The 20,734-nt window shown below is 57.4% G+C and carries 20 protein-coding genes; 10 read left to right on the top strand and 10 right to left on the bottom strand.

Going from position 1 to position 20,734, the window contains the following annotated elements; all coding sequences use genetic code 11:
• Positions 1 to 66 precede the first annotated feature (66 nt).
• From EQV90_RS14300 to EQV90_RS14275, 6 genes are all read right to left on the bottom strand, one after another.
• Positions 67 to 636, bottom strand: a complete 570-nt coding sequence (locus EQV90_RS14300) for a recombinase family protein (RefSeq protein WP_169869707.1) — start codon at positions 634 to 636, stop codon at positions 67 to 69.
• A 307-nt stretch (positions 637 to 943) separates the two neighbouring features.
• A complete protein-coding gene (locus EQV90_RS14295; RefSeq protein WP_169869706.1) occupies positions 944 to 1,438 on the bottom strand; it encodes a hypothetical protein in 495 nt (164 codons plus the stop codon).
• Positions 1,439 to 1,741: 303 nt separating this feature from the next.
• Positions 1,742 to 2,230 carry a hypothetical protein gene (locus tag EQV90_RS14290; protein ID WP_169869705.1) on the bottom strand — a complete coding sequence of 163 codons (489 nt, stop codon included), beginning with the start codon at positions 2,228 to 2,230 and terminating at the stop codon, positions 1,742 to 1,744.
• Between the two features lie 149 nt (positions 2,231 to 2,379).
• The gene (locus EQV90_RS14285; protein ID WP_240878304.1) at positions 2,380 to 2,526 is read right to left on the bottom strand and encodes a hypothetical protein; all 147 of its coding nucleotides are present in this window, start codon (positions 2,524 to 2,526) and stop codon (positions 2,380 to 2,382) included.
• Entirely contained in the window at positions 2,523 to 2,774 is a 252-nt protein-coding gene (locus tag EQV90_RS14280; RefSeq protein WP_169869703.1) for a hypothetical protein, read from the bottom strand. Before EQV90_RS14280 ends, EQV90_RS14285 begins: the two co-directional genes overlap by 4 nt.
• 351 nt (positions 2,775 to 3,125) lie before the next feature.
• Positions 3,126 to 3,977, bottom strand: a complete 852-nt coding sequence (locus tag EQV90_RS14275) for a tyrosine-type recombinase/integrase (RefSeq protein ID WP_240878303.1) — start codon at positions 3,975 to 3,977, stop codon at positions 3,126 to 3,128.
• Between the two features lie 303 nt (positions 3,978 to 4,280).
• Between EQV90_RS14275 and EQV90_RS14270 the strand changes: the two genes are divergently transcribed.
• Positions 4,281 to 4,976, top strand: coding sequence for a response regulator transcription factor (locus tag EQV90_RS14270; protein ID WP_240878289.1), 696 nt, complete (start codon positions 4,281 to 4,283; stop codon positions 4,974 to 4,976).
• Between the two features lie 42 nt (positions 4,977 to 5,018).
• On the opposite strand, the gene map is transcribed toward EQV90_RS14270, so the two are convergent.
• A complete protein-coding gene (gene map, locus EQV90_RS14265; RefSeq protein WP_003446743.1) occupies positions 5,019 to 5,807 on the bottom strand; it encodes a type I methionyl aminopeptidase in 789 nt (262 codons plus the stop codon).
• Positions 5,804 to 6,046, bottom strand: a complete 243-nt coding sequence (locus tag EQV90_RS14260; protein ID WP_003446744.1) for a ParD-like family protein — start codon at positions 6,044 to 6,046, stop codon at positions 5,804 to 5,806. The genes map and EQV90_RS14260 overlap by 4 nt, the downstream gene beginning before the upstream one ends.
• A gap of 230 nt (positions 6,047 to 6,276) precedes the next feature.
• On the opposite strand from EQV90_RS14260, the gene EQV90_RS14255 reads away from it, so the two are divergent.
• From EQV90_RS14255 to EQV90_RS14245, 3 genes are read left to right on the top strand one after another with little or no spacing between them, the layout of a single operon-like run.
• Positions 6,277 to 6,813 carry a sorbitol dehydrogenase family protein gene (locus EQV90_RS14255; RefSeq protein ID WP_240878288.1) on the top strand — a complete coding sequence of 179 codons (537 nt, stop codon included), beginning with the start codon at positions 6,277 to 6,279 and terminating at the stop codon, positions 6,811 to 6,813.
• Positions 6,814 to 6,827: 14 nt separating this feature from the next.
• Complete coding sequence (locus EQV90_RS14250) at positions 6,828 to 8,417, top strand: GMC family oxidoreductase (RefSeq protein WP_240878286.1); 1,590 nt, start codon at positions 6,828 to 6,830, stop codon at positions 8,415 to 8,417.
• Positions 8,418 to 8,420: 3 nt separating this feature from the next.
• A complete protein-coding gene (locus EQV90_RS14245; RefSeq protein ID WP_240878284.1) occupies positions 8,421 to 9,878 on the top strand; it encodes a cytochrome c in 1,458 nt (485 codons plus the stop codon).
• 895 nt (positions 9,879 to 10,773) lie between these two features.
• Here EQV90_RS14245 and poxB read toward each other — a convergent pair.
• Complete coding sequence (gene poxB / locus EQV90_RS14240; protein WP_060781739.1) at positions 10,774 to 12,495, bottom strand: ubiquinone-dependent pyruvate dehydrogenase; 1,722 nt, start codon at positions 12,493 to 12,495, stop codon at positions 10,774 to 10,776.
• 194 nt (positions 12,496 to 12,689) lie between these two features.
• Between poxB and EQV90_RS14235 the strand changes: the two genes are divergently transcribed.
• The 3 genes from EQV90_RS14235 to EQV90_RS14225 all read left to right on the top strand — a co-directional run bounded on the left by EQV90_RS14235 (position 12,690) and on the right by EQV90_RS14225 (position 16,396).
• Positions 12,690 to 13,877, top strand: coding sequence for a low temperature requirement protein A (locus tag EQV90_RS14235; protein ID WP_240878283.1), 1,188 nt, complete (start codon positions 12,690 to 12,692; stop codon positions 13,875 to 13,877).
• 348 nt (positions 13,878 to 14,225) lie between these two features.
• The gene (locus tag EQV90_RS14230; protein ID WP_240878282.1) at positions 14,226 to 15,605 is read left to right on the top strand and encodes a glutamine synthetase family protein; all 1,380 of its coding nucleotides are present in this window, start codon (positions 14,226 to 14,228) and stop codon (positions 15,603 to 15,605) included.
• A gap of 143 nt (positions 15,606 to 15,748) precedes the next feature.
• Positions 15,749 to 16,396 (top strand): class I SAM-dependent methyltransferase, encoded by a 648-nt coding sequence (locus EQV90_RS14225; protein WP_003446756.1) that lies wholly within the window; start codon positions 15,749 to 15,751, stop codon positions 16,394 to 16,396.
• On the opposite strand, the gene ampC is transcribed toward EQV90_RS14225, so the two are convergent.
• Positions 16,393 to 17,553, bottom strand: a complete 1,161-nt coding sequence (gene ampC / locus EQV90_RS14220) for a class C beta-lactamase (RefSeq protein WP_202210400.1) — start codon at positions 17,551 to 17,553, stop codon at positions 16,393 to 16,395. The two genes, EQV90_RS14225 and ampC, sit on opposite strands and share 4 nt — an antisense overlap.
• A 222-nt stretch (positions 17,554 to 17,775) precedes the next feature.
• On the opposite strand from ampC, the gene rnd reads away from it, so the two are divergent.
• From rnd to EQV90_RS14205, 3 genes are all read left to right on the top strand, one after another.
• A complete protein-coding gene (rnd, locus tag EQV90_RS14215; protein ID WP_003446760.1) occupies positions 17,776 to 18,909 on the top strand; it encodes a ribonuclease D in 1,134 nt (377 codons plus the stop codon).
• Positions 18,906 to 19,199 (top strand): YcgL domain-containing protein, encoded by a 294-nt coding sequence (locus EQV90_RS14210; protein ID WP_240878281.1) that lies wholly within the window; start codon positions 18,906 to 18,908, stop codon positions 19,197 to 19,199. Before rnd ends, EQV90_RS14210 begins: the two co-directional genes overlap by 4 nt.
• 126 nt (positions 19,200 to 19,325) lie before the next feature.
• The gene (locus tag EQV90_RS14205) at positions 19,326 to 20,258 is read left to right on the top strand and encodes a D-2-hydroxyacid dehydrogenase (protein ID WP_240878280.1); all 933 of its coding nucleotides are present in this window, start codon (positions 19,326 to 19,328) and stop codon (positions 20,256 to 20,258) included.
• Positions 20,259 to 20,734: the final 476 nt, after the last annotated feature.

The following is a 20,734-nucleotide window of genomic DNA, read 5'->3' as shown; positions in this document are numbered from 1 at the left end:
TTCACCACACAACCCTTGCAACCCCATTGCTTCGGTGATCGCGCGTCTGATTGGCCCAACAGTGGGTTATGTTCTATTCCAGTGGCGCTTAACTGTGGCAATGCCGATTCTAAGCTCTGATGCCACTTCTGACTGTGACATGCCTTCGGCTTTGAGGCCCTGTACGGCGGCTGTGGTGTCGTCAGCTTTGGGGCGACCCAACGTCTTACCTTCGGCCTTGGCACGCTTCAAACCGGACTGTGTGCGCTCGATCAGCAGGTCACGTTCAAACTCAGCCACTGCACCCAGCACTTGCATGGTCATCTTGCCCGCTGGGCTGGTGAGGTCTACACCACCAAGGGCGAGACAGTGAACACGAATGCCTGTTGCTTCAAGGCTTTCAACTGTCTGGCGTACGTCCATAGCGTTGCGACCCAAGCGGTCAAGCTTGGTGACGATCAGCACGTCTCCACTTTCCATGCGCTCAAGCAGCTTTTGGAAGCCGGCACGCTCCTTAGCGGCAACACTGCCTGACACAGTTTCCTCAATCACTCGACCGGGCTGTACGTCGAAACCTGCGGCTTTAACTTCCTGCACTTGGTTTTCGGTGAACTGTGTTGCGGTGCTGACTCGGCAGTACAGGAAGGTGCGTGACATGGTTATCTCCTTGAAAAGTGGTATCGCTTAAGGTGGTATCACGATAAAGGTATCGCAAAGTATGGTCAACCCTTATTTTACGATACCAAAATACACCCTGTTTCACTGGTGTCGTTAAACGGTCGTTTGTTGATACCGGTGCTTTGTTTGCTGGCGCTGGATTGGCTGGCAAAAGCATCAGTAGCTTTCTCGCTTATCGCTCAATGGTTTAAGAGCAACGGCAAAAGCTGCCCGGCACTAAGGCCAATCCTTATCAGCCTTGGAGGATTTGTAGTGGAGGTGGTGTAGCGGAGGCGTGTAGTGCAGGTCAGAAGTCGTCTGGAGCAGACGTGACCGGTGTTGTGTGTTTGTACTGCATGCTTGGATCAATAAGGGGTTTGTTCAGAACGCTCCAACGGCGCACTGAAGGCTTCTCAAAGAACTCTGCAAGGTTGTGAGCTGGTTCACGTTTGATTGTGGCAGCAGCGCCATCACGGCGACTATCAGGCAAGCCACGACCGAGAGTGTTCATTGGCTGCTTGAATGTTTTACAAGCCAGCTCAGTTAGTCCATGAACCTTGCCAGTTGTGTAAATGACCATGATGGCTTGCAGCTCATCTTTACCCAGCAACTGGATGCGGCAAAGGAAGGGTTGATCTGGCGCATGCTTCCTCAGCGCTTCTTTGAACCTCACCTGCTCCGTTAAAAGACCAACGCTGTCTTCTGGGGTGGCGTAGAAGACGGTGTGCTGGTAACGCCACTGGGTGCTCAAGTGGAATTTTAGGTACTGTCGCACCGTTCTGTCTGATGGGGATTCGCTCAATTTTCAGTCCTTCTTCATGTATACCTATACTGCATCTCAGCTCATGCTTTTTGTGCAACCCAAAGAATCGAGCAAACGCCCGCCAGTAAAGGCTGGGGTTGGCAAATTTCAAGAGGTTTTCGGGATGAGAACTTGAGGTGATTTTCCGTAGTATGACGGTAAACCATGTTTTTGGAAAGATCGGAGGACGTGCCTAACAATCAGCATGACGACAACCAATGAACATCGAGGTTTGAGGAGCTTCTACGTGAAATGTGAGATGTTGGCAGGGGAGTTATGCCCTGCTTTCAACCCTGTTTACGGTCAGGCTTCAGGGAAGACCAGCGGTGCATAACAATCAGCCACCTCTTTCTGTAAGCGTGCCAGTAACTTCTCCTTGGCAGATGCTGCCGCTTTGGCCTGCTTCTGTTCCTCAGCTTGAAGTAGCTGCTCAAGCAGGAGACTTTGATACTTGGCGCGATCAGCTTCAAGTTCAGCCTTGTATGATTCGCGAACTTCATTATTGATAGTTGCAATATCAACTTCCTGCATTGCTGGTGGCTTCACTAAGTGTGCCGAGTAATTTAACGATTCCATCACTATGGGGTATTTTGAGAGAGTGTACCCTGCTGCCATTTTGTCAGAAACTGATTGCAGGAGTTGCTGGGGGATTGCTGCTCTGATTATCTCGCAACATTGGCTGGTCTGTGTGTATGCCCATTGTGATTGTTGTTGGCGACGTTCCAGCTCGTTTGGATCAAACTTCGCTGGGATGCCTTTGATTACAATCTTGTCTGTATTGGTGTTGGTCATTGATAACTCCTTATGTTATGTTGTTTGAATAGTATGGCGTACAAGCTCCTGAGAGGCTCCGTGAGGACTCTTGCGACTCTACTGGCAAGTTGGGTTGGATCTTGATGTGTCGTCGCTCTGTGCGGCTTATATGCGACCTGTTGCCGACATCACTTTGTCTTTGGCTTGGGCTTCGATAGATCGAGTTCAAAGACATTGATCATCTGCGCCACCACGTAGTTTTCATTCTGTTTGCCAACTAAGTACATGATGTTACTTAGTTGCGCAGAAGCTTTATCAGAAAGCTTGATGGTCATGCTGTTGCTCCTTGTGTGTTGTGAGTGACCTTGCTCAGTAAGAATGCGTTGATCAAAAGCCCGCTAACATCAGCCTCAGCCTTCCACTTAATGAACTGAGCATTTGGCACGGATAGCTTAATTGAAACAGTGCGCTCCTGATTGAGCCGCCATCGTGCAACCCTATGGGCAGCATTGCAGTACTTGGCATCTACTCGTTTATTGATAAGCATTTTTCCGCAATGCAAGCAGAGTTTGTTGTTGGTCATGTGTCTATCCTCCTTTGAAGAAGTTATTGGTATGGGGGTTGGTGTACGAATGTTATTGCAGACAAACAAAAACACCACAGCATTGCGCATGTGGTGTCTTGTGTATTGATCAATTGGAAAGGAAGGCTGTAGCTGACAAAGAGGGTAGTGCCAACTACAGCAATGACCACATGGGTTGGGTCATAACCTTCAGACCGACTCAAGCATCAACTGGAAGGGAAGTGCTGAGGTTCTGAAGAGTTTCTCTTCCTTATGTACGTATTGTACAACAATTCATGCGCTTTGTCAATCTATAAGTGCAAATCGATAGAGTTTATCTATTTCATGTGCCCTGAAAATCACCAGTCCGCGCTAACAGTTGAAGTTGAAATCAAGGTTGCTCAAGGCAGCTTGCTTCTGTTTGGGGCTGGCGCCTTCGTCGTAAACGTCGAATGTCACCAATCCAGTTTCATGACCCACAATGTTGGCAACCGTAGGGCCAGGTACACCAGCACGAACGAGGAGTGTGACTACCATTGCCCGCACGCTGTGAAATACATGACGACTGCCAAAACCTTGTGCTGTTTTCAGCCTACTGAATGCTTTGCTGTGTGGATCGGATCGAATGCCGTACTTGTTGCCTGATGAACTTGGTAGCAGGAAGCCGTCAGTGCTCTTGTCTATGAGTCGATCAACGACTTCTGCCAGTGACGGGTGGATGGGAATCTCTCGGATGCCAGCTACCGTCTTACTGTCACTGATCTTGAAGGTTCTGATGCCTTCCACAGTGATTATCGAGTCCTCGCGAAGCTGGGCAATCTCCTCAATGCGGCAGCCTGTATAAGAGCCAAGCATTATCAGGTCGCACAGCGTGTCGTTCCCACTCAACTTGGCAGCGGCGTAAAGGCTTTCAATCTCTTCTGTTGTGAATGCCTTTCGAGCTGACTCAGCTTTATCTTTGGCACGCACCTTCGGGAGTTCTTGCCCTGTGAAGGGGCTGTCTTTCTCTGAGTAGTCGCTCCGCCAGTGGGTGTCGTGTTTGATTGCCCATTGCCAGAACGTTGAGCCTGCCAACAAGTATTGAGCCTTCGTCTTGCTGGATAGACTCATTGTGTCGAGCCAAGCAGCCACAGTTGCACGTGTCAGAGGTGAGCCTTGATCCCTCAGGTAGCCAGACAGTTTTTTGAGCTTGCTTTCCTGTTGGTCGATGGTTTTGTCCGCCACCCCTGACTTCACTCTGTACGAGCGAAATGCGGCTAGGCGGGGTGCAGTGATTGGGCTGCTTTCTGGCGCGGCTGACTTCATGTTGGCTGAGGCTGGTGGGGGTAAGACACTTTTGCTTTTTGAGACGATTCTTATTTTTGTGGCGGGAAGCGGGCATATCATAACGCGCGATTCTTTGCCCTTAGTGTTGGTGCGGGTTTTGGCTTTGACTCTGGTTGAAGTGCTGGTACGAACGCCCCTGATAAAGGGTCATATGGAGTAATACCTGGTTCAGCAACGCTGAGAGGTAAAGAGGAAGTTGCCATGGCATCCATGTTGAACCCGATTCGCTTGATGTTGCTTGATGATCATGCGCTGATTCTGCAAGGGTTTTCTCGGTTACTCACCCCCCATAAAGATATGCAGATTGTCGGCTGTTTCACCCGCAGCCGGCAGTTGATGGACGCGTTGAGAGCGCAAAGTGTGGACGTGGTGGTGATGGACTACTCCCTGAGCCCCGGCGAAGTTGACGGCCTGAATTTGATTCGCGGTCTGCGGCTCCGGTATCCGGGGGCGCGCCTGCTGGTGGTTTCGGCCCTGCATACGCCGGCAACGGTAGCCCTGGCGATGCGCTGCGGTGCGAGTGGGTTTCTGGGCAAGGATACAAGCTCTGATGAAGTCGTACTCGCCATCAGAAAAGTCGCCGCCGGCCAGATTTATTTACATTCTGCGATGGCGCTGGAGCTCAAACATAACGAAATTTCGACCCGCAGCAGCCTGGAAACCTCTGCCGACAGCGGGTCAGACCAGGGGGGACTGACCGGTTTGAGTACCCTTTCCATTCGTGAGCGCGAAGTGCTGCGCTGCTGTCTTGAGGGCATGTCGGTGACGAAAATCGCCGGGAAGTTTTCCCGCAGCATCAAGACCATCAGCACCCAGAAGCAATCGGCCTACAAAAAGCTGGGTGTGACCAGCGACAATGAATTGTTCAAGATCCGCTCGCAGTTCGAGAACGGCTGATGGCAGTCACTGATGGTTGTGGGAGCCCGGCTCCCACAACCATTAGATGGCGGGGTATTCGTCACTGGCGTCGGGCCAGGGGCTGAGCACTTCGAAACCGTCATCCGTCACGGCAACCATGTGTTCCCACTGGGCCGACAGCGACTGATCCTTGGTCACTACGGTCCACTGGTCCGCCAGGGTTTTGACATGGCGTTTGCCCGCATTGAGCATGGGCTCAATGGTGAAGATCATGCCGGTTTTAAGCTTCATGCCCTGGCCCGGGTAGCCGTAGTGCAGGACCTGCGGCTCATCATGGTAGACCTTGCCGATGCCATGACCGCAGTACTCGCGGACCACACTGAACCCTTCCTTTTCGGCCAGCGACTGGATGGCATGGCCAATGTCGCCCAGGGTTGCGCCCGGGCGAACCACACGAATCCCGGCACACATGGCGTCGTAGGTGGTTTTCACCAGGTGACGGGTTTGCGGATCGACATCGCCGACCAGGTACATGCGGCTGGTATCGCCGTACCAGCCATCCTTGACCACGGCGATGTCGATATTGACGATATCCCCGTCCTTGAGCGGCACTGCGTTCGGGATGCCGTGGCAGACGACTTGATTGACCGAGGTACAGACCGTTTTCGGGAAACCGTGATAGCCCACGTTACCGGGAATGGCCTTCTGCACATTGACGATGTAGTCGTGGCAGATCTGGTCCAGCTGGTCGGTAGTGACGCCCGCTTTGACGTGGGCGCCGATCATGGCCAGCACTTCGGCGGCCAGCTTGCCGGCAATCTTTGACTGGGCGATCTGCGCCGGGCTGTTGATCACGACACCGGCTCTCATTGATCGACTCCTGCAGTGGCTTGGGTGGCGGCGCACAACTGTTTCAAATCGAGGCCTCCGTCCAGTTCGGCGGCAATCAGCAGGCGGCAGATCTGGTTGTGATCCAGGCCTGGATGCAATTCGGTCAGCATGCCGATACGCATCCAGTGCTCCGCTTGTGCGTTGATCGAGCGGCTCAAAGCGTTGCTGGCCAGCCGCAGGTTCTCGTGCATGGCGTCCGAGATTTTTACAATGCCCATCTAAATGCTCAATATGAAATGTATATGAAACGTATATTAGGCGATGGCGGGGCCACATCGCAACCTTGCCGGGTCAAGCGCCCAGCTCCTGCAACGGGTAGGGGGTATCAGCCGGTATTCATGAAGCTCCATCACTAATCTCTGTAGGATGTTTGATCATTCTTTGTAACAACCTGATTTATCGAAGGTCTAGGTGTCAGCCTTTATTTTTGATGATCAAGGAGATTTATGTGATATCCCGCAGAAAGTTACTGTCTTCTGGCGCTGCCATAACCGGTGCCGGACTTCTTTCTTCATCCTGGGCGGGTTCGGTTCTGGCGCAAGGCATCAATAATGCCGCCACTGATGATGTCGAACTTTTGCACCAGCTTTCACTGTTCCTCACCGAGCGCGATGCGCTGGACCCGAGCCTCACGCTGCGCGTGCTGGCACGCTGTACCGAGGCCGATCCATTGTTCCAGGAAAAGGTCAGGGGGCTGTGGGGCAGCATCCGCCAGCATGGTTTGAGCCGGGTCTCGATGTTGAGCGCCAGCCCGGTTTATCAGAACCCGCAGTACAAGGACACGGTGCAAAAAATCGTCCGCGCCTGGTACCTGGGCTATACCGGCACTCCGGTCAGCATGCGGGCCGTGGACGACACCCGGCTGGTGACCTTCACCGGTGCGCTGGCGTACACGCCGACCCTGGATGCCACCGTGATCCCCACCTACTCCCGGGGGCATACCAACTATTGGGTTGATCCGCCGTCTACAGTCGCTAACGATTAAAACAAGGGGTACCCATGAGTCAGGTCTTTGATGCTGATGTCATTGTTGTTGGGTCCGGAGCCTTGGGCAGCAACGCAGCTTTTGAATTGGCCAAACAAGGCAAGTCAGTGATTATTCTGGAAGCAGGTGAGTCCATTCCCCGCTGGAAAATCGTTGAAAACTTTCGCAACTCTTCGAACAAGAGTAACTACAACTCGCCGTATCCGAATGAGCCATGGGCGCGTCATTCCTACGATGAGCAGTACATAGAAAATATCGGCTCGTTCGAGTTTCGTCCGGGCATGTTGAAACTGGTCGGCGGCACCACCTGGCATTGGGCGGCAGCCTGCTGGCGTTACCTGCCCAACGACATGAAGCTCAACACCCTGTACGGGGTTGGCCGCGACTGGCCGATGGAGTACAGCGAGCTGGAACCCTATTACGCACGGGCCGAAGTGGCGCTGGGCGTATGCGGCAGTGATACCCAGGATCAAAGCGGGCATGACAGCGAGGCCTTTCCGCCGCGTTCGACGCCGTACCCCATGCCGCCAGAAGGCGATACCTACCTGTTCCAGCGCCTTCGCGCGCGTCTGGCCCCGGCCGGCTATGTGTTCCTACATGAGCCCAACGGTCGTGCCACCATGCCCTATGACGATCGCCCTGCGTGCAGCGGCAACAACAACTGCATGCCGGTATGCCCCATTGGCGCCATGTACAGCGGTGATGTGCATGCCCGGCACGCGCAGCAGGCGGGGGCCAGACTGCTGACCGACGCCACGGCATACAAGCTGGAGAAAGGCGAAGGCGGCAAGATCGTTGCCGTGCATTACCGCAGCTCCAAGGGCGATAACGTGCGGCTCACCGCCAAGTACTTTGTGGTGGCCGCCAATGGCCTGGAAACCCCCAAGCTGCTGTTGATTTCCGAGGTGGCCAACTCCTCGGACCAGGTGGGGCGCAACCTGATGGACCACACTGGTCAGGGGCTGCAGTTTCTGGCCGACGAGCCGGTATGGCCGGGGCGCGGAGCGGTGCAGCAAGGCGGGATTTTCAACCGTCGCGATGGCGCGTTCCGCAAGGAACGGGCGTCGGTCAAACATGCCTTTGCCAACAACGTGCCGAACATGGCCGTGGCCAATCGTCTGATCGAGCAGGGCATTTTCGGCAAGGAACTGGACGAGCGAATTCGTCACGATTCGGCACGCTGGGTGGATGTGTCGACGGTGTACGAAACCTTGCCGCTGGCGAGCAACACCATCCGCCCGAGTACCACCCGCACCGATGCCCTGGGCATCCCGATGATGGTGATCAATTACGAAGTGGGTGATTACGTCAAAGCCGCCAAGCCCGGGGTGGACGCCGACTATGCCGACTTCGTCAAAGTCATGGGCGGTACCGTGGTTGAGGGCAACACCGGCTGGCAGAACCGCGACCACCTGATGGGCACCGTAATCATGGGCACTGATGCCAAGGACTCGGTGGTCAACCACGAGTGCCGCACCTTCGATCATCCGAACCTGTTTTTGGCCACCACCGGGGTGATTCCGGCATCGGGCACCATCAATCCGACGCTGACCGGGGTTGCCTTGAGCATTCGTGTGGCCGACATCATTGCGCGGGAGGTCTGAGCCATGAATCCCTACCTCTGCGCGCTACGCCCCCTGGTTGCCCTGTGCAGCCTGTTTGCTTCGCTGTCCGTGTGGGCGGTCGAAGATACTGCCGCGCTGATCAAGCAAGGCGAATACGTGGCCCGGGCTGCCGACTGCGGGGCCTGTCACCGTACGGTGGAAAAAGACGGCCCGGCGCTGGCCGGTGGTTATGCCATCGACTCGCCCATGGGCAAGATCATTGCCAGCAACATCACACCGTCCAGGACCCACGGCATTGGTGATTACACCGAGCAGCAACTGGCCGATTCCTTGCGCAAAGGGGTCAACGCCAAGGGCCAGCAGTTGTATCCGGCCATGCCCTATACCTCCTATCAGGGCATGAGCGATGAAGACATTCACGCGCTGTATGTGTACCTGCAACAGGGGGTTAAACCGGTAGACGCAGCCGTGGCGCCGACCCGACTGGCATTCCCGTTCAATATCCGGCCGTTGATGTTTGGCTGGAACCTGCTGTTTCTCGACAACCAGGGTTTTGTTGCCAAAAAACCGGACGATGCACAGCTGACCCGCGGGCAATACCTGGTCGATAGCCTGGCCCACTGCGGTGCCTGCCATACCCCGCGTAATGCTCTGATGGCGGAAGACTCCGAGCGCTATTTGTCGGGCGCTGCACTGGGCGGCTGGATCGCGCCTAACATCACCCCGGACAAAGCCACCGGCCTGGGCGGCTGGAGCAATGACGAGGTGGTGGCGTTCCTGAAAAACGGCCACGTCACCAACAAGGCACAAGCGGCGGGCGGCATGGCTGAAGCGGTGGAAAACAGCCTGCGGTTTTTGACCGATGATGACCTGTACGCCATGGCCGGCTACCTGAAAACCGTCCCGGCGATTGCCACCGGGAACCATGTCGCCAGCACCCCGCGGGTGGTGACGCCGATCGACATGACCACTCTCGAAACCGGTCAGCTCGATCAGGCAACCCTGGCCGATGCCAGCGAAACCGATGGCGCCCGACTCTACAACTCGGCGTGCGCCAGTTGCCACGGGCGTGACGGGCAGGGCACCGGCGACGGGTTCTATCCTTCCTTGAGCCAGAACAGCGCCTTGACCGGGTTGCATCCGAATAATCTGGTGATGGCGATAATTGAAGGGGTGGAGCGTAAAGGGGCCGACCTGCAAGTCAGCATGCCGGCATTGGGTGGTGACCTGAATGATCAGCAAGTGGCGGCGATTGCCAACTACAGCCTGCAACGTTTCGGCAACCCGTTGCTCAGTGTTGATCAACAGACCGTGGCCAGCCTGCGTCGTGGTGGTGATGCGCCGCTGTTGGTGGTGGCAATGCCTTACGTGATCTGGGGTGGCAGCGGGTTGTTGCTGTGCCTGATTGTCTGGGGCCTGGTGGTACGCAGCCAGCGCAAGCGGGAGCGCGAGATCCTGGCCAAAAGAATGGCGCTTAACCGGCGCTTTCATTCGCGCTAATACCGCAACGACGTAATCCTGTAGGAGCGAGCTTGCTCGCGAGCATTTGGTTGATTGGCTGAAAAGCTCGCGAGGCAAGCTCGCTCCTACAGGTGTCGGGGTTGTTTTCAGCGCAACAAATTGACCTTGGCCAGGTCGATCCGTCCATCGCGGTCATACCGCCACGTTGTAATTCTGTAGGAGCGAGCTTGTCTCGCGAGCTTTTGGTTGATTGGCTGAAAAGCTCGCGAGGCAAGCTCGCTCCTACAGGTGTCGGGGTTGTTTTCAGCGCAACAAATTGACCTTGGGCAAGTCGATCCGTCCATCGCGGTTATACCGCCACGTTGTAATTCTGTAGGAGCGAGCTTGTCTCGCGAGCTTTTGGTTGTGTGGTTGAAAAGCTCGCGAGGCAAGCTCGCTCCTACAGGTATCGGGGGTTGTTTTTAGGGGAATAATTTGACCTTGGCCAGGTCGATCCGTCCATCGCGGTTATACCGCCACGTTGTAATTCTGTAGGAGCGAGCTTGTCTCGCGAGCTTTTGGTTGATTGGCTGAAAAGCTCGCGAGACAAGCTCGCTCCTACAGGTGTCGGGGGGTTGTTTTCAGCGGAATAAATTGACCTTGGGCAAGTCGATCCGTCCATCGCGGTCATACCGCCACGCTGTAATCCTGTAGGAGCGAGCTTGTCTCGCGAGCTTTTGGTTGATTGGCTGAAAAGCTCGCGAGGCAAGCTCGCTCCTACAGGTGTCGGGGTTGTTTTCAGCGGAATAAATTGACCTTGGCCAGGTCGATCCGTCCATCGCGGTCATACCGCCACGTTGTAATTCTGTAGGAGCGAGCTTGTCTCGCGAGCTTTTGGGTGTTTGGCTGAAAAGCTCGCGAGGCAAGCTCGCTCCTACGGGTGTCGGGGTTGTTTTCAGCGGAATAAATTGACCTTGGCCAGGTCGATCAGCTCCCGGGCACGACCGTCCATTACGGTCTTGAGCATGAACAGGCTAAACCCCTTGGCTTGTTCGAAGGTTTTGCTCGGTGGCATCACCAGCTCCTGACGGGCACTGACCACGTCGACCAGTACCGGGCCGTCATGGCTCAGGGCTTCACGCAGGGCCGCTTCCAGCTCGTCTGGATGCTCGACACGAATTCCCTTGACCCCCATCGCTTCGGCCATGGCGGCGAAGTTCGGGTTGTTCAGTTCGCAGCCCACATCCGGGAACCCCGCCGCTTTCATTTCCATTTCTACAAAGCCCAGGGTGCCGTTGTTCAGCACTATGACTTTTACCGGCAAGCCGACCTGATTCAGGGTCAGAAAATCTCCCATCATCATGGTGAAACCACCATCGCCAGACATGGAAATTACCTGGCGGTCGGGGAAGGTCGCTTGTGCGCCGATGGCCTGCAACATCGCATTGGCCATGGAACCGTGGTTGAACGAGCCGATCAGACGACGCTTGCCGTTCATTTTCAGGTAGCGCGCAGCCCATGCAGTGGGCGTGCCCACATCGCAGGTGAAGATCGCGTCTTCATCCGCCAGCTCGTTGACCAGACGATTGAGGTACTGCGGATGGATGATTGAGCTGCCAGGGCCGCTTTCAGCCAGGGCGTCGAGGTCTTCGCGGGCTTTTTTGTAGTCCTTGAGGGCGGTATCCAGATGCTCGCGCTCAGGGTTTTGCAGCACTTTTGGCAGCACCGCCTGCAAGGTCAGCTGAACATCGCCGATCAGACCCAGCTCCAGCGGGCAGCGATTGCCCAGGGCTTCGGAGCGCAGGTCGATTTGCGCGATATAGCCATGCTCCGGGTAAAACTGGCGGTACGGAAAATTGGTGCCCAGCATCAGCAAGGTGTCACAGTTGGCCATCGCCTTGTAACCCGATGCAAAACCGATCAACCCGGTCATGCCGACGTCATAGGGGTTGTCGTATTCGACATGCTCCTTGCCGCGCAGCGCATGCACGATCGGTGCATTCAAGCGTTCGGCCAGGGCCAGGATTTCGCTGTGGGCACCGGCGCAGCCTGCGCCGCAGAGCAAGGTGACTTTTTTGCCGGCATTGAGAAATGAGGCCAGCCGGTCGATGTCGGTATCGTGCGGACGAATCATCGGCAGGCTCGGCTTGAGCCAGTTGGGCACTTTGGCGTCGCAGGCCTGCAGCGCCACGTCCCCCGGAATCACCACTACCGCCACCCCGCGCTTGGCGATGGCCATGCGCATGGCGCGCTCCAGCACTTGCGGCAGCTGCTCGGCCCGCGACACCAGCTCGACGTAATGGCTGCATTCCTGGAACAGGCTTTCCGGATGGGTGGCCTGGAAGTAATCAATGCCGATTTCGCTGCCGGGAATATGCGCGGCCAGCGCCAGCACCGGTACACCGCTGCGATGGGCGTCGAACAGGCCATTGATCAAATGCAGATTGCCCGGGCCGCAACTGCCGGCGCAGACTGCCAGTTCTCCAGTCAAATGCGCCTGGGCCCCGGCGGCAAAGGCTGCGGACTCTTCGTTGCGCATGTGAACCCACTGGATTTGTTCCTGGCGCCGCAGCGAATCGGTGAACGCATTCAAGGAGTCTCCCACTACTCCGAATACACGTTTGACACCTGCCTGCTGCAGGGTTTCAGTGATGAAGTCGGCAACCGTTCTGGTCATGGGAGGTTCCTTGAAGTAAGAATGCGGAGGAAAACAGAGTAGACGCAGCATCCGACCCTGCAGGTTTTTAAAACGTTCGATGAACAAGTGTTCATCTGCATAACGCGCGCTGCTGTTGTGGCTGCAGGCTTGCCTGCGATCCGGGCAGCGGGGTTGATCAGCTGCCACAGCCATTGCTTCCCGGAGGATCAAATATGACCCGCACTCTTTCTGTGCTGCGCGGCCGAGGCAGACATGACAGTGGCAAGGTCGGCATGGTCGAGCTGTTTTTCGACCTGGTGTTTGTGTTTGCCGTGACCCAGCTGTCCCATTCTCTGCTGGCCAATTTAACGGCCCTGGGTGCGGTGCATGTGGGCTTGCTGCTGGTTGCCGTGTGGTGGGTGTGGATCTTTACTTCATGGGTGACCAACTGGCTCGACCCCGAGCGCATCCCGATCCGTATTGGCTTGTTTGTGCTGATGGTGGCCGGGTTACTGCTGTCGGTGTCTATCCCCCACGCCTTCACGGATCGCGGACTGCTGTTCGCCGGGGCCTTCGTATTTATGCAGGTGGCACGCTCGGCGTTTGCCATGTGGGTGGTGCGCGCCGAGTCGCCCGGGCTGGCGCGAAACTTTCAGCGCATTTTGATCTGGATGCTGTTGTCAGGGGTGTTCTGGATTAGCGGTGGTTTGCTCGAAGGCAATCAGCGACTGGCCTGCTGGGCCGTGGCGCTGGCCATCGAGCTGGTGTCGCCGTCGTTGTTCTTTTGGGTGCCGGGGCTGGGGGCTTCGACCCTGGACGACTGGAACGTTGAAGCTAATCACATGGCTGAGCGCTGCGGGCTATTCGTGATCATTGCCCTTGGCGAGTCCTTGCTGGTGACGGGGGCCACTTTTGCCCGGTTGAGCTGGAGCCTTGCTGGCTTTGCGGCCTTTGTGGTGGCGGTGCTGGGCAGCATCGCCATGTGGTGGATCTATTTTGACAGCGGCGCCGAGCGGGCCCATGAACGCATTGCCCACGCCCGTGACCCGGGGCGTCATGCGCGTCTGGCCTACACCTACATTCATGTGCTGATGATTGCCGGGGTGATCGTCAGCGCGGTGGCCGACGAGTTGGTGTTGATGCACCCCGGGCACGCAACGACTGGGGCGGTGATCACCATGATTGCCGGGCCATTCCTGTTTTTGCTGGGGTGTGCATTTTTCAAATGGGTGATGTCGGACCGCCCGCTGCCGCCGTTTTCCCATATGGGGGGCATGTTGCTGCTGTTGATTCTGCTGCCAGCTGCCCTGGAACAGGTATTTTCAGGACTGATCCTGGGGGCGCTGACCACCTTGATCCTGCTCATCGTCGCGGGGTGGGAGGCGGTGTCCTTGGGTCGCGGTCCGATGCCCAATGTTTAGTCGCAGTGCAACCAAAGGTATAAATGTCTGTATTTGACCTGCCCGGGCTGGCGTGTGAGGCTGGGTGTTCTTTGTAGGCAATGGTTTTGGCGATGAGGCTTGGCCCGATCAGGATTGGCGACCACTGGCTGTCGGACGTTTTAACGTCAAGCGCTGTGCCTTGCCCTGATTTTTTTGCCTGTGCAACGGCCTCTGCCTGCGGCCTCCCTTCAAAACTGGCCTTTTGGGCCTTGTTCCACTGCCGGCATGCCCGCCCGCCGGATGCTCGTATCTAACGTTGAGTCTGTGGGTTTACGCCCGAAATGGCGTGCCTGTACGCCTGTCTTATACGAATTTACGAGAATTGCCATGAGTGCCACCCCTGCGTTTGCCCCGCTGCAAGAAGCCCAGGATTTTCTGGAACTGAACCCGGATGTCGAGATGTTCGAGTTGTTCATCCTCGACAATAACGGCGTGCCCCGGGGCAAGTTGTTGCACCGCGATGAGTTGCTGGAGGTCTACAAAAACGGCCGCCCGCTGCCGAGCACGATTCTGGGCCTGAGCATCAATGGCGACGACGTTGAAAATACCGGTCTGGTGTGGGATGTGGGCGATATCGACTGCCGTGCCTTCCCGATCAGTGGCAGCCTGCAGCGCATGCCGTGGCGCCTGATTCCCATGGCGGCGGTGCAAGTGAGCATGCACCCGCAATCGGGGATGCCGGCGACGGTGGCCGACCCCCGGCACTTGTTGTCCAAAGTGATCGATGGCTTGAAAGCCGATGGCTACTACCCGGTGATGGCGGCGGAGCTGGAGTTTTATTTGCTCGATCAGCAGCGGGACAGCAACGGTCGCCCGCAACCGGCACGGGATGCCGACGGTCAGCGTCCGCGTGCAACCCAGGTCTACGGGCTGCGGGAACTGGAACAGATCGAGCCGTTTCTGGCTGACCTGTATAGCGCCTGCAAGCTGCAGGGGATTCCGGCGCGCACGGCGATTTCCGAATACGCACCTGGGCAGGTTGAAATCACCCTGGAGCATCGCAACGACGCGTTGCAGGCGATGGATGAGGCCGTGCGCTACAAGCGCTTGGTCAAAGGTGTGGCGCACAAACACGGGATGGTCGCCTGTTTTATGGCCAAGCCGTTTGATGACCTGGCCGGTACCGGCATGCATATGCACGTAAGCCTGGCCGATCAGGAGGGCAACAACCTGTTCGCCAGTGAAGCGCCGGACGGCACGCCGCTGCTCAGGCACGCCGTGGGCGGGATGCTCGACACCTTGCTCGATTCGTTGTTGATGTTTTGCCCGAACGCCAATTCCTATCGTCGGTTTCAGAGCAACAGCTATGCCCCCCTGGCCGCGACCTGGGGCGTGGATAACCGCACCGTCAGCTTGCGCGTGCCAGGCGGGCCCGCGTATTCGCGCCATATCGAACACCGTATCTGTGGCGCTGATGCCAACCCCTATCTGGCTGCCGCCGCGATTCTGGCCGGTATTCATCGCGGGATTCGTGAACAGCGCGATCCGGGGGCTCCGGTTGAGGGCAACGGTTATGCCCAGGCCACTGAGATGCTGCCGACCGACTGGCTGACCACATTGCGTGCGCTTGAAGGCTCATCCTGGGCCAAAGAGGCGTTCGGGCCGGAGTTTTTGAAGGTCTATCTGGCAGTCAAAAACGCCGAGTACCGCCAGTTCATGGGCGAAGTCGGCGAGCAGGACTGGCGCTGGTATCTGCAGCAGGCGTGATTCGGTGTTGCGGGATCGAGCAAGCTCGCTCCCGCAGAATTGATCAATTTTCTATCCGGGTTTTATGGTTTTCTGACAATTTTTTCACTGGTGCCCCGCTAGTCTCTGTGTCGAACATAACCAAACACTAGAGTTCGCGGGCCATGTCATCGCAGCTACCTTCCACCGTTGAGCTTGAATTCGCCGAACGCTACGACCGCGAGCATGCGCAAGTGTGCCGCGAAGTGCGGCCGCAGGGCATTGTCCGGAGGCTGGCGTTATGGCGTGAAAAACGGCTGGTTCGCCGGGCGCTCAAGGTGGCGGGCGAGCCGGGGCTGGTGCTGGATCTGGCGTGCGGTGCCGGGCGTTTCTGGCCCGTGCTGGCAGAGCACGGTAACCGGGTAATCCTCGCCGCCGATTCTTCCCAGGGCATGCTCGATCATGCCCAGACCCACCATCCGCTCAGCTTGCTGGCGCGCATCAAACTGTTCAAGAGCTCGGTGTTTTCCATCGACATGTCCGAAAACGCGGTGGACAGCATCTTCTGCATGCAGCTGTTTCACCATGTTCGCGACAGCGAACATCGCCTGGCCATCCTGCGCGAACTGCACCGCGTGAGCCGCGACAGCCTGATCCTGTCGGTATGTGTGGGGCGCTCTGTGGATCAGTGCAGGGACTCGCAACGGATTGTCGTGCGCAAGGAAGAAATTGAATCCCAGTTTGCCCTGGCAGGTTTCAGCATCCTCAAGCATTACGATGTGCTGCCCGGTTATGCACTGGGCAGCATCTACATCGTGCGCAAAGAGGCTTAGTCGAGGGCGTTGAGGATTTTATACGCCAGTTCGATGCGGGCACTGTTGGGGTAGTTCTTGTTGGCCAGTATGACCACCGCCTGTTTTTTCACGGGTATCAGCGCCACATAGCCGCCAAAGCCACCGGTGGAGCCTGTCTTGTTGATCCACACCGCCTCCTGTGGTGCCAATGGCGGGTGCAGGGCGATGGCGTCATTGTTCTCGTAGGCCATTTTGTCCGAATTGCCGAGCAGCAGATTCTTCAGCGTGACCGGGTAGGCGTATTGCTCCCAGATCAAATCCTGGGTCATGGGCCCGATCCGGAAGTAGCCGGTGTGAGTGTCGCCAATGGCCTGCTGGATTTTTGTCGACGGCTTGCCCGGCAAGGCATTCAATTGTGCAAAGTGAATCAGGTCACGGCTACTGGTTTTGACTCCGTAGGCTTCGTTGCCCAGCATGCCGGAATTGAGCCTGACCGGTTGATCCTGCTTGTCATAGCCTTGGGCATAGAGGGCCATCTTGCTCTTCGGCACATCGATATAGGTGCTGTGCAGGCCCAGTGCGGGGAACAAGGTGTTTTCCATGGCTTGGGCAAAAGGCTGGTTCATGCTCCTGGCGGTAATCAGGCCCAGCATGCCGATGCTCGGGTTGGCGTAGCTTCTTTGGGTACCTGCGGGGTAGACCGGTTTCCAGGCCTTCAAGTAGTCCATTAACTGTTGTTCATTCTGTACGGCGTCTGGCACCTGCAACGGGAAACCGCCAGCGGTGTGGGTGGCCAGATGGGTCAGTTGCACCTTGCCAAAAGCCGTGCCTTGAAGTTCGGGAACGTATCGGGAAACCGGGGCGTCGAGTGACAGCTGACCATTGATCTGAGCATAGGTGGCCAGGGTGGCGGTCAGGGTTTTACTGATCGAACCGACCTCAAACAGGGTGTCGGAACTGATGCGCACCCGGGTGTCCCTGGAGGCTACGCCGAAGTTGTAGAAGTGCTGCTTGCCATTGACGCTGACGGCAATGCTCAGACCCGGAACACCATAGGTCTGCATCAACTGTGTGGCACCTTCGGTCACGGCGGCATCGAGTCCGGGAACAAGGTCTTGCGCCAGTGCTGCAGTGCTGAAGGCGCAAAGGCCCACCAGCACCAAAGTAATACCGGACAGCTTGCGGGGGACAGGCATGGGTTAATCCTCGACTCTTGTTTGCGTGGACACTGACGGGTGTTCTTGCGGTTTCAAAGCACCGTACCCTGCAGGTTTGGGAAATCACCCGGCTCAGGAATAAAAATTGTGACGGTAGTTGCCTGAAATTGTGTAGGTTTTTCGTCGCTTAGAGTGTCAGTCAATGCCCGGAACTCCCTGGCGGCGATATATACTGCGCGCCATTCTTCAAGGGAGAGCCGTGTGGCCATCGATATTCACTGGATTCGCGACAACGATAGCCTCGGCCAGCATTGCGCCGAATGGCAGAGCCTGCCATTCGTAGCCCTCGACACCGAATTCATGCGGGTCGACACCTTTTACCCGATTGCCGGTCTGATCCAGATTGGCGACGGTGAGCGCGCTTACCTGATCGACCCCCTGACCATCGACAACTGGCAGCCTTTGTCCGACCTGCTGGAAAACCCGGCAGTGGTCAAAGTGCTGCACGCCTGCAGCGAAGACCTCGAGGTTTTGTTACGCCTGACCGGCAGCCTGCCGGCGCCTCTGTTTGACACGCAACTGGCCGCGGCCTACCTGAACCTGGGCTTCTCCATGGGCTACTCGCGCCTGGTCAAGGAAGTCCTTGACCTCGACCTGCCCAAAGGTGAAACCCGTTCTGACTGGTTGCAGCGTCCGCTGTCGGAAACCCAGATCAGCTATGCCGCCGAAGATGCCCTGCATCTGGCCGAGGTGTATGTGTTGCTGCGTCCGCGCCTGTCGGATGAAAAGTACGCCTGGGTGCTGGAGGACGGCGCCGAACTGGTGGCCAATCTGCGCCGTGAAGTGGACCCTTACGAGGTGTACCGTGAGGCCAAGCTGGCCTGGAAGCTGTCACCTGCGCAACTGGCAGTACTGCGTGAAATTTGCGCCTGGCGCGAACAGCAGGCACGGGCCCGTGATCTGCCGCGCAATCGTGTAGTGCGTGAGCATGCGTTGTGGCCATTGGCGAAAACCCAGCCCGACAATCTGGTGGCCCTGGCGCGTATTGAAGATATGCACCCGCGCACCGTGCGTCAGGATGGCGAGTTTTTGCTGGACATGATCAAGCGCGCTGCCAGTCTGCCGCCAGAGCAATGGCCGCCGGCTGTGCCTGAGCCGTTGCCGGTTGAAGCCGCCGCGTTGATCAAGCGCCTGCGTGCCATCGGTCAGGCAGAAGCTGAACGTCTGAACATTGCGCCGGAACTGATGCTGCGCAAGAAAACCCTGGAAGCCCTGCTTAAAAGCGGCTTTCCCAATGGCCCTTATCACTTGCCGGACTCACTGCGCGGATGGCGCCGTGAGCTGATGGGCCAGGCTTTGCTCGATAGCCTGGCCACCGCTGGAGAACCTTCTTGAAACGTATTTGCTCTATCTACCGCAGCCTCAAACGCAACGAAATGTACCTGTACGTGCTTAAGGCCGATGCTCTGGAGCGTGTGCCCGAGTCCCTGATGAATGCCTTTGGCAAGCCGCACCACGCGTTCGATCTGGTGCTGAGCCCCGAGCGCGCCCTGTCCCGTGAAGACATTCACAAGGTGCTGGAAAACCTGGATACCCAGGGCTATCACCTGCAGATGCCGCCGGCCGAGGACGAATATATCGAGCACTTGCCCGAAGAGCTGTTGCGTCGTAACGACCCGATGTAAATGCCCGGCGCCCGGCGCCCGGTTCCGGGCGCCTGTCGCAAAAGGCTCATTTTGATTGGCGGTGGCCGAACGCTACGGGGGCGATCCCGGCGGCGGGCGCTGCAGTGTTTTAGGAAGGTTACAAGCATGCGCGTCCTGATTGCCGAGCACGATTACCCGCTTTACGCCCAACTCTTGCAGCAGGCCGCACCCGAACTGGAAGTGCAGACCAGCGGCGATTCGGCGCAATTGGCGAAGATGGCTGCAGATTGCCCGGTGTGGCTGGGGCAGCCGGACCTGCTGGCGACCCTGTTGCGTCAAGGGCACAAACCACAGTGGGTGCAATCAACCTGGGCCGGCATCACCCCCTTGCTGGCCGACGGCCTGCAGCGCGATTACCGGTTAAGCCGGGCAGTCGGCATCTTTGGCCAGGTGATGGCCGAGTATGTGCTGACCTATATGCTCGGCCATGAGCGTGAAGTCATAGCGCGCCTGCTGAGCCAGGTTGAACGCAAGTGGGACAACCGCACCGGCCGCAGCCTGGTAGGGCGCAAGGTGTTGATTGTCGGGGCAGGGGACATTGGCCAGAGCGTGGCACAGTTTCTTGTACCCTTCGGGGTTGAGCTGTACGCCATTGCCAGCACTGCCCGGGAACAGGCGCCGTTCCGGGAAGTTGCCACATTGAGCGATTTGCCGCGGCTGGTGGGGCAGATGGATTACGTGGTCAACCTGTTGCCCAACACGCCGCAAACCCACGACCTGTACGACGCCGAACTCTTTGCACTGTTCAACCCCGAGGCTGTGTTCATCAATGCCGGGCGCGGTGTGGCCGTGGTGGATGCAGACCTGGTTGAAGCCTTGCGTGTGGGGCATCTGGCGGGCGCGATCATTGATGTCTGCCGTCAGGAGCCGTTACCGGCCAAGCATCCATTCTGGACGGCCTGGGGTTTGCTGCTGACCGGTCATAGCTCGGCGCCGACATCGCCGTCGTTGATGGTGCAGCTGTTTGTCGACAACCTGCGGGCGTTCCAGGCGGGTGAGGCACTGCGCGGCGAAGTGGATTTCGCACGCGGGTATTAAAGAAATGGTCAGCTTTGTGGGAGCTGGCTCCCACAGGGCCCATACACCATTGTGGGAGCTGGCTTGCCAGCGATGCCGGTGACGGGGCTCGTCTGATACAGCGCACCGCTACCATCGCCAGCAAGCTGGCTCCCACAGGGTTGGGGTGTTCCAGGCGGGTGAGGCACTTGTGGGAGCTGGCTTGCCAGCGATGCTGGTGACGGGACTCGCCTGATACAACGCACCGCGACTATCGCCAGCAAGCTGGCTCCCACAGGGTTGGGGTGTTCCAGGCGGGTGAGGCACTTGTGGGAGCTGGCTTGCCAGCGATGCCGGCGACGGAGCTCAGCTGATACAGCGCACCGCGACTATCGCCAGCAAGCTGGCTCCCACAGGGCCCATACACCATTGTGGGAGCTGGCTTGCCAGCGATGCCGGCGACGGGGCTCGGCTGATACAGCGCACCGCTACCATCGCCAGCAAGCTGGCTCCCACAG

It is taken from the genome of Pseudomonas sp. TMW22089, assembly GCF_022496645.1.
GTDB classification, from domain to species: domain Bacteria; phylum Pseudomonadota; class Gammaproteobacteria; order Pseudomonadales; family Pseudomonadaceae; genus Aquipseudomonas; species Aquipseudomonas paraversuta.
Note: the sequence above shows the minus strand (reverse complement) of the source record. Positions and strands in the feature narration are given on the sequence as shown.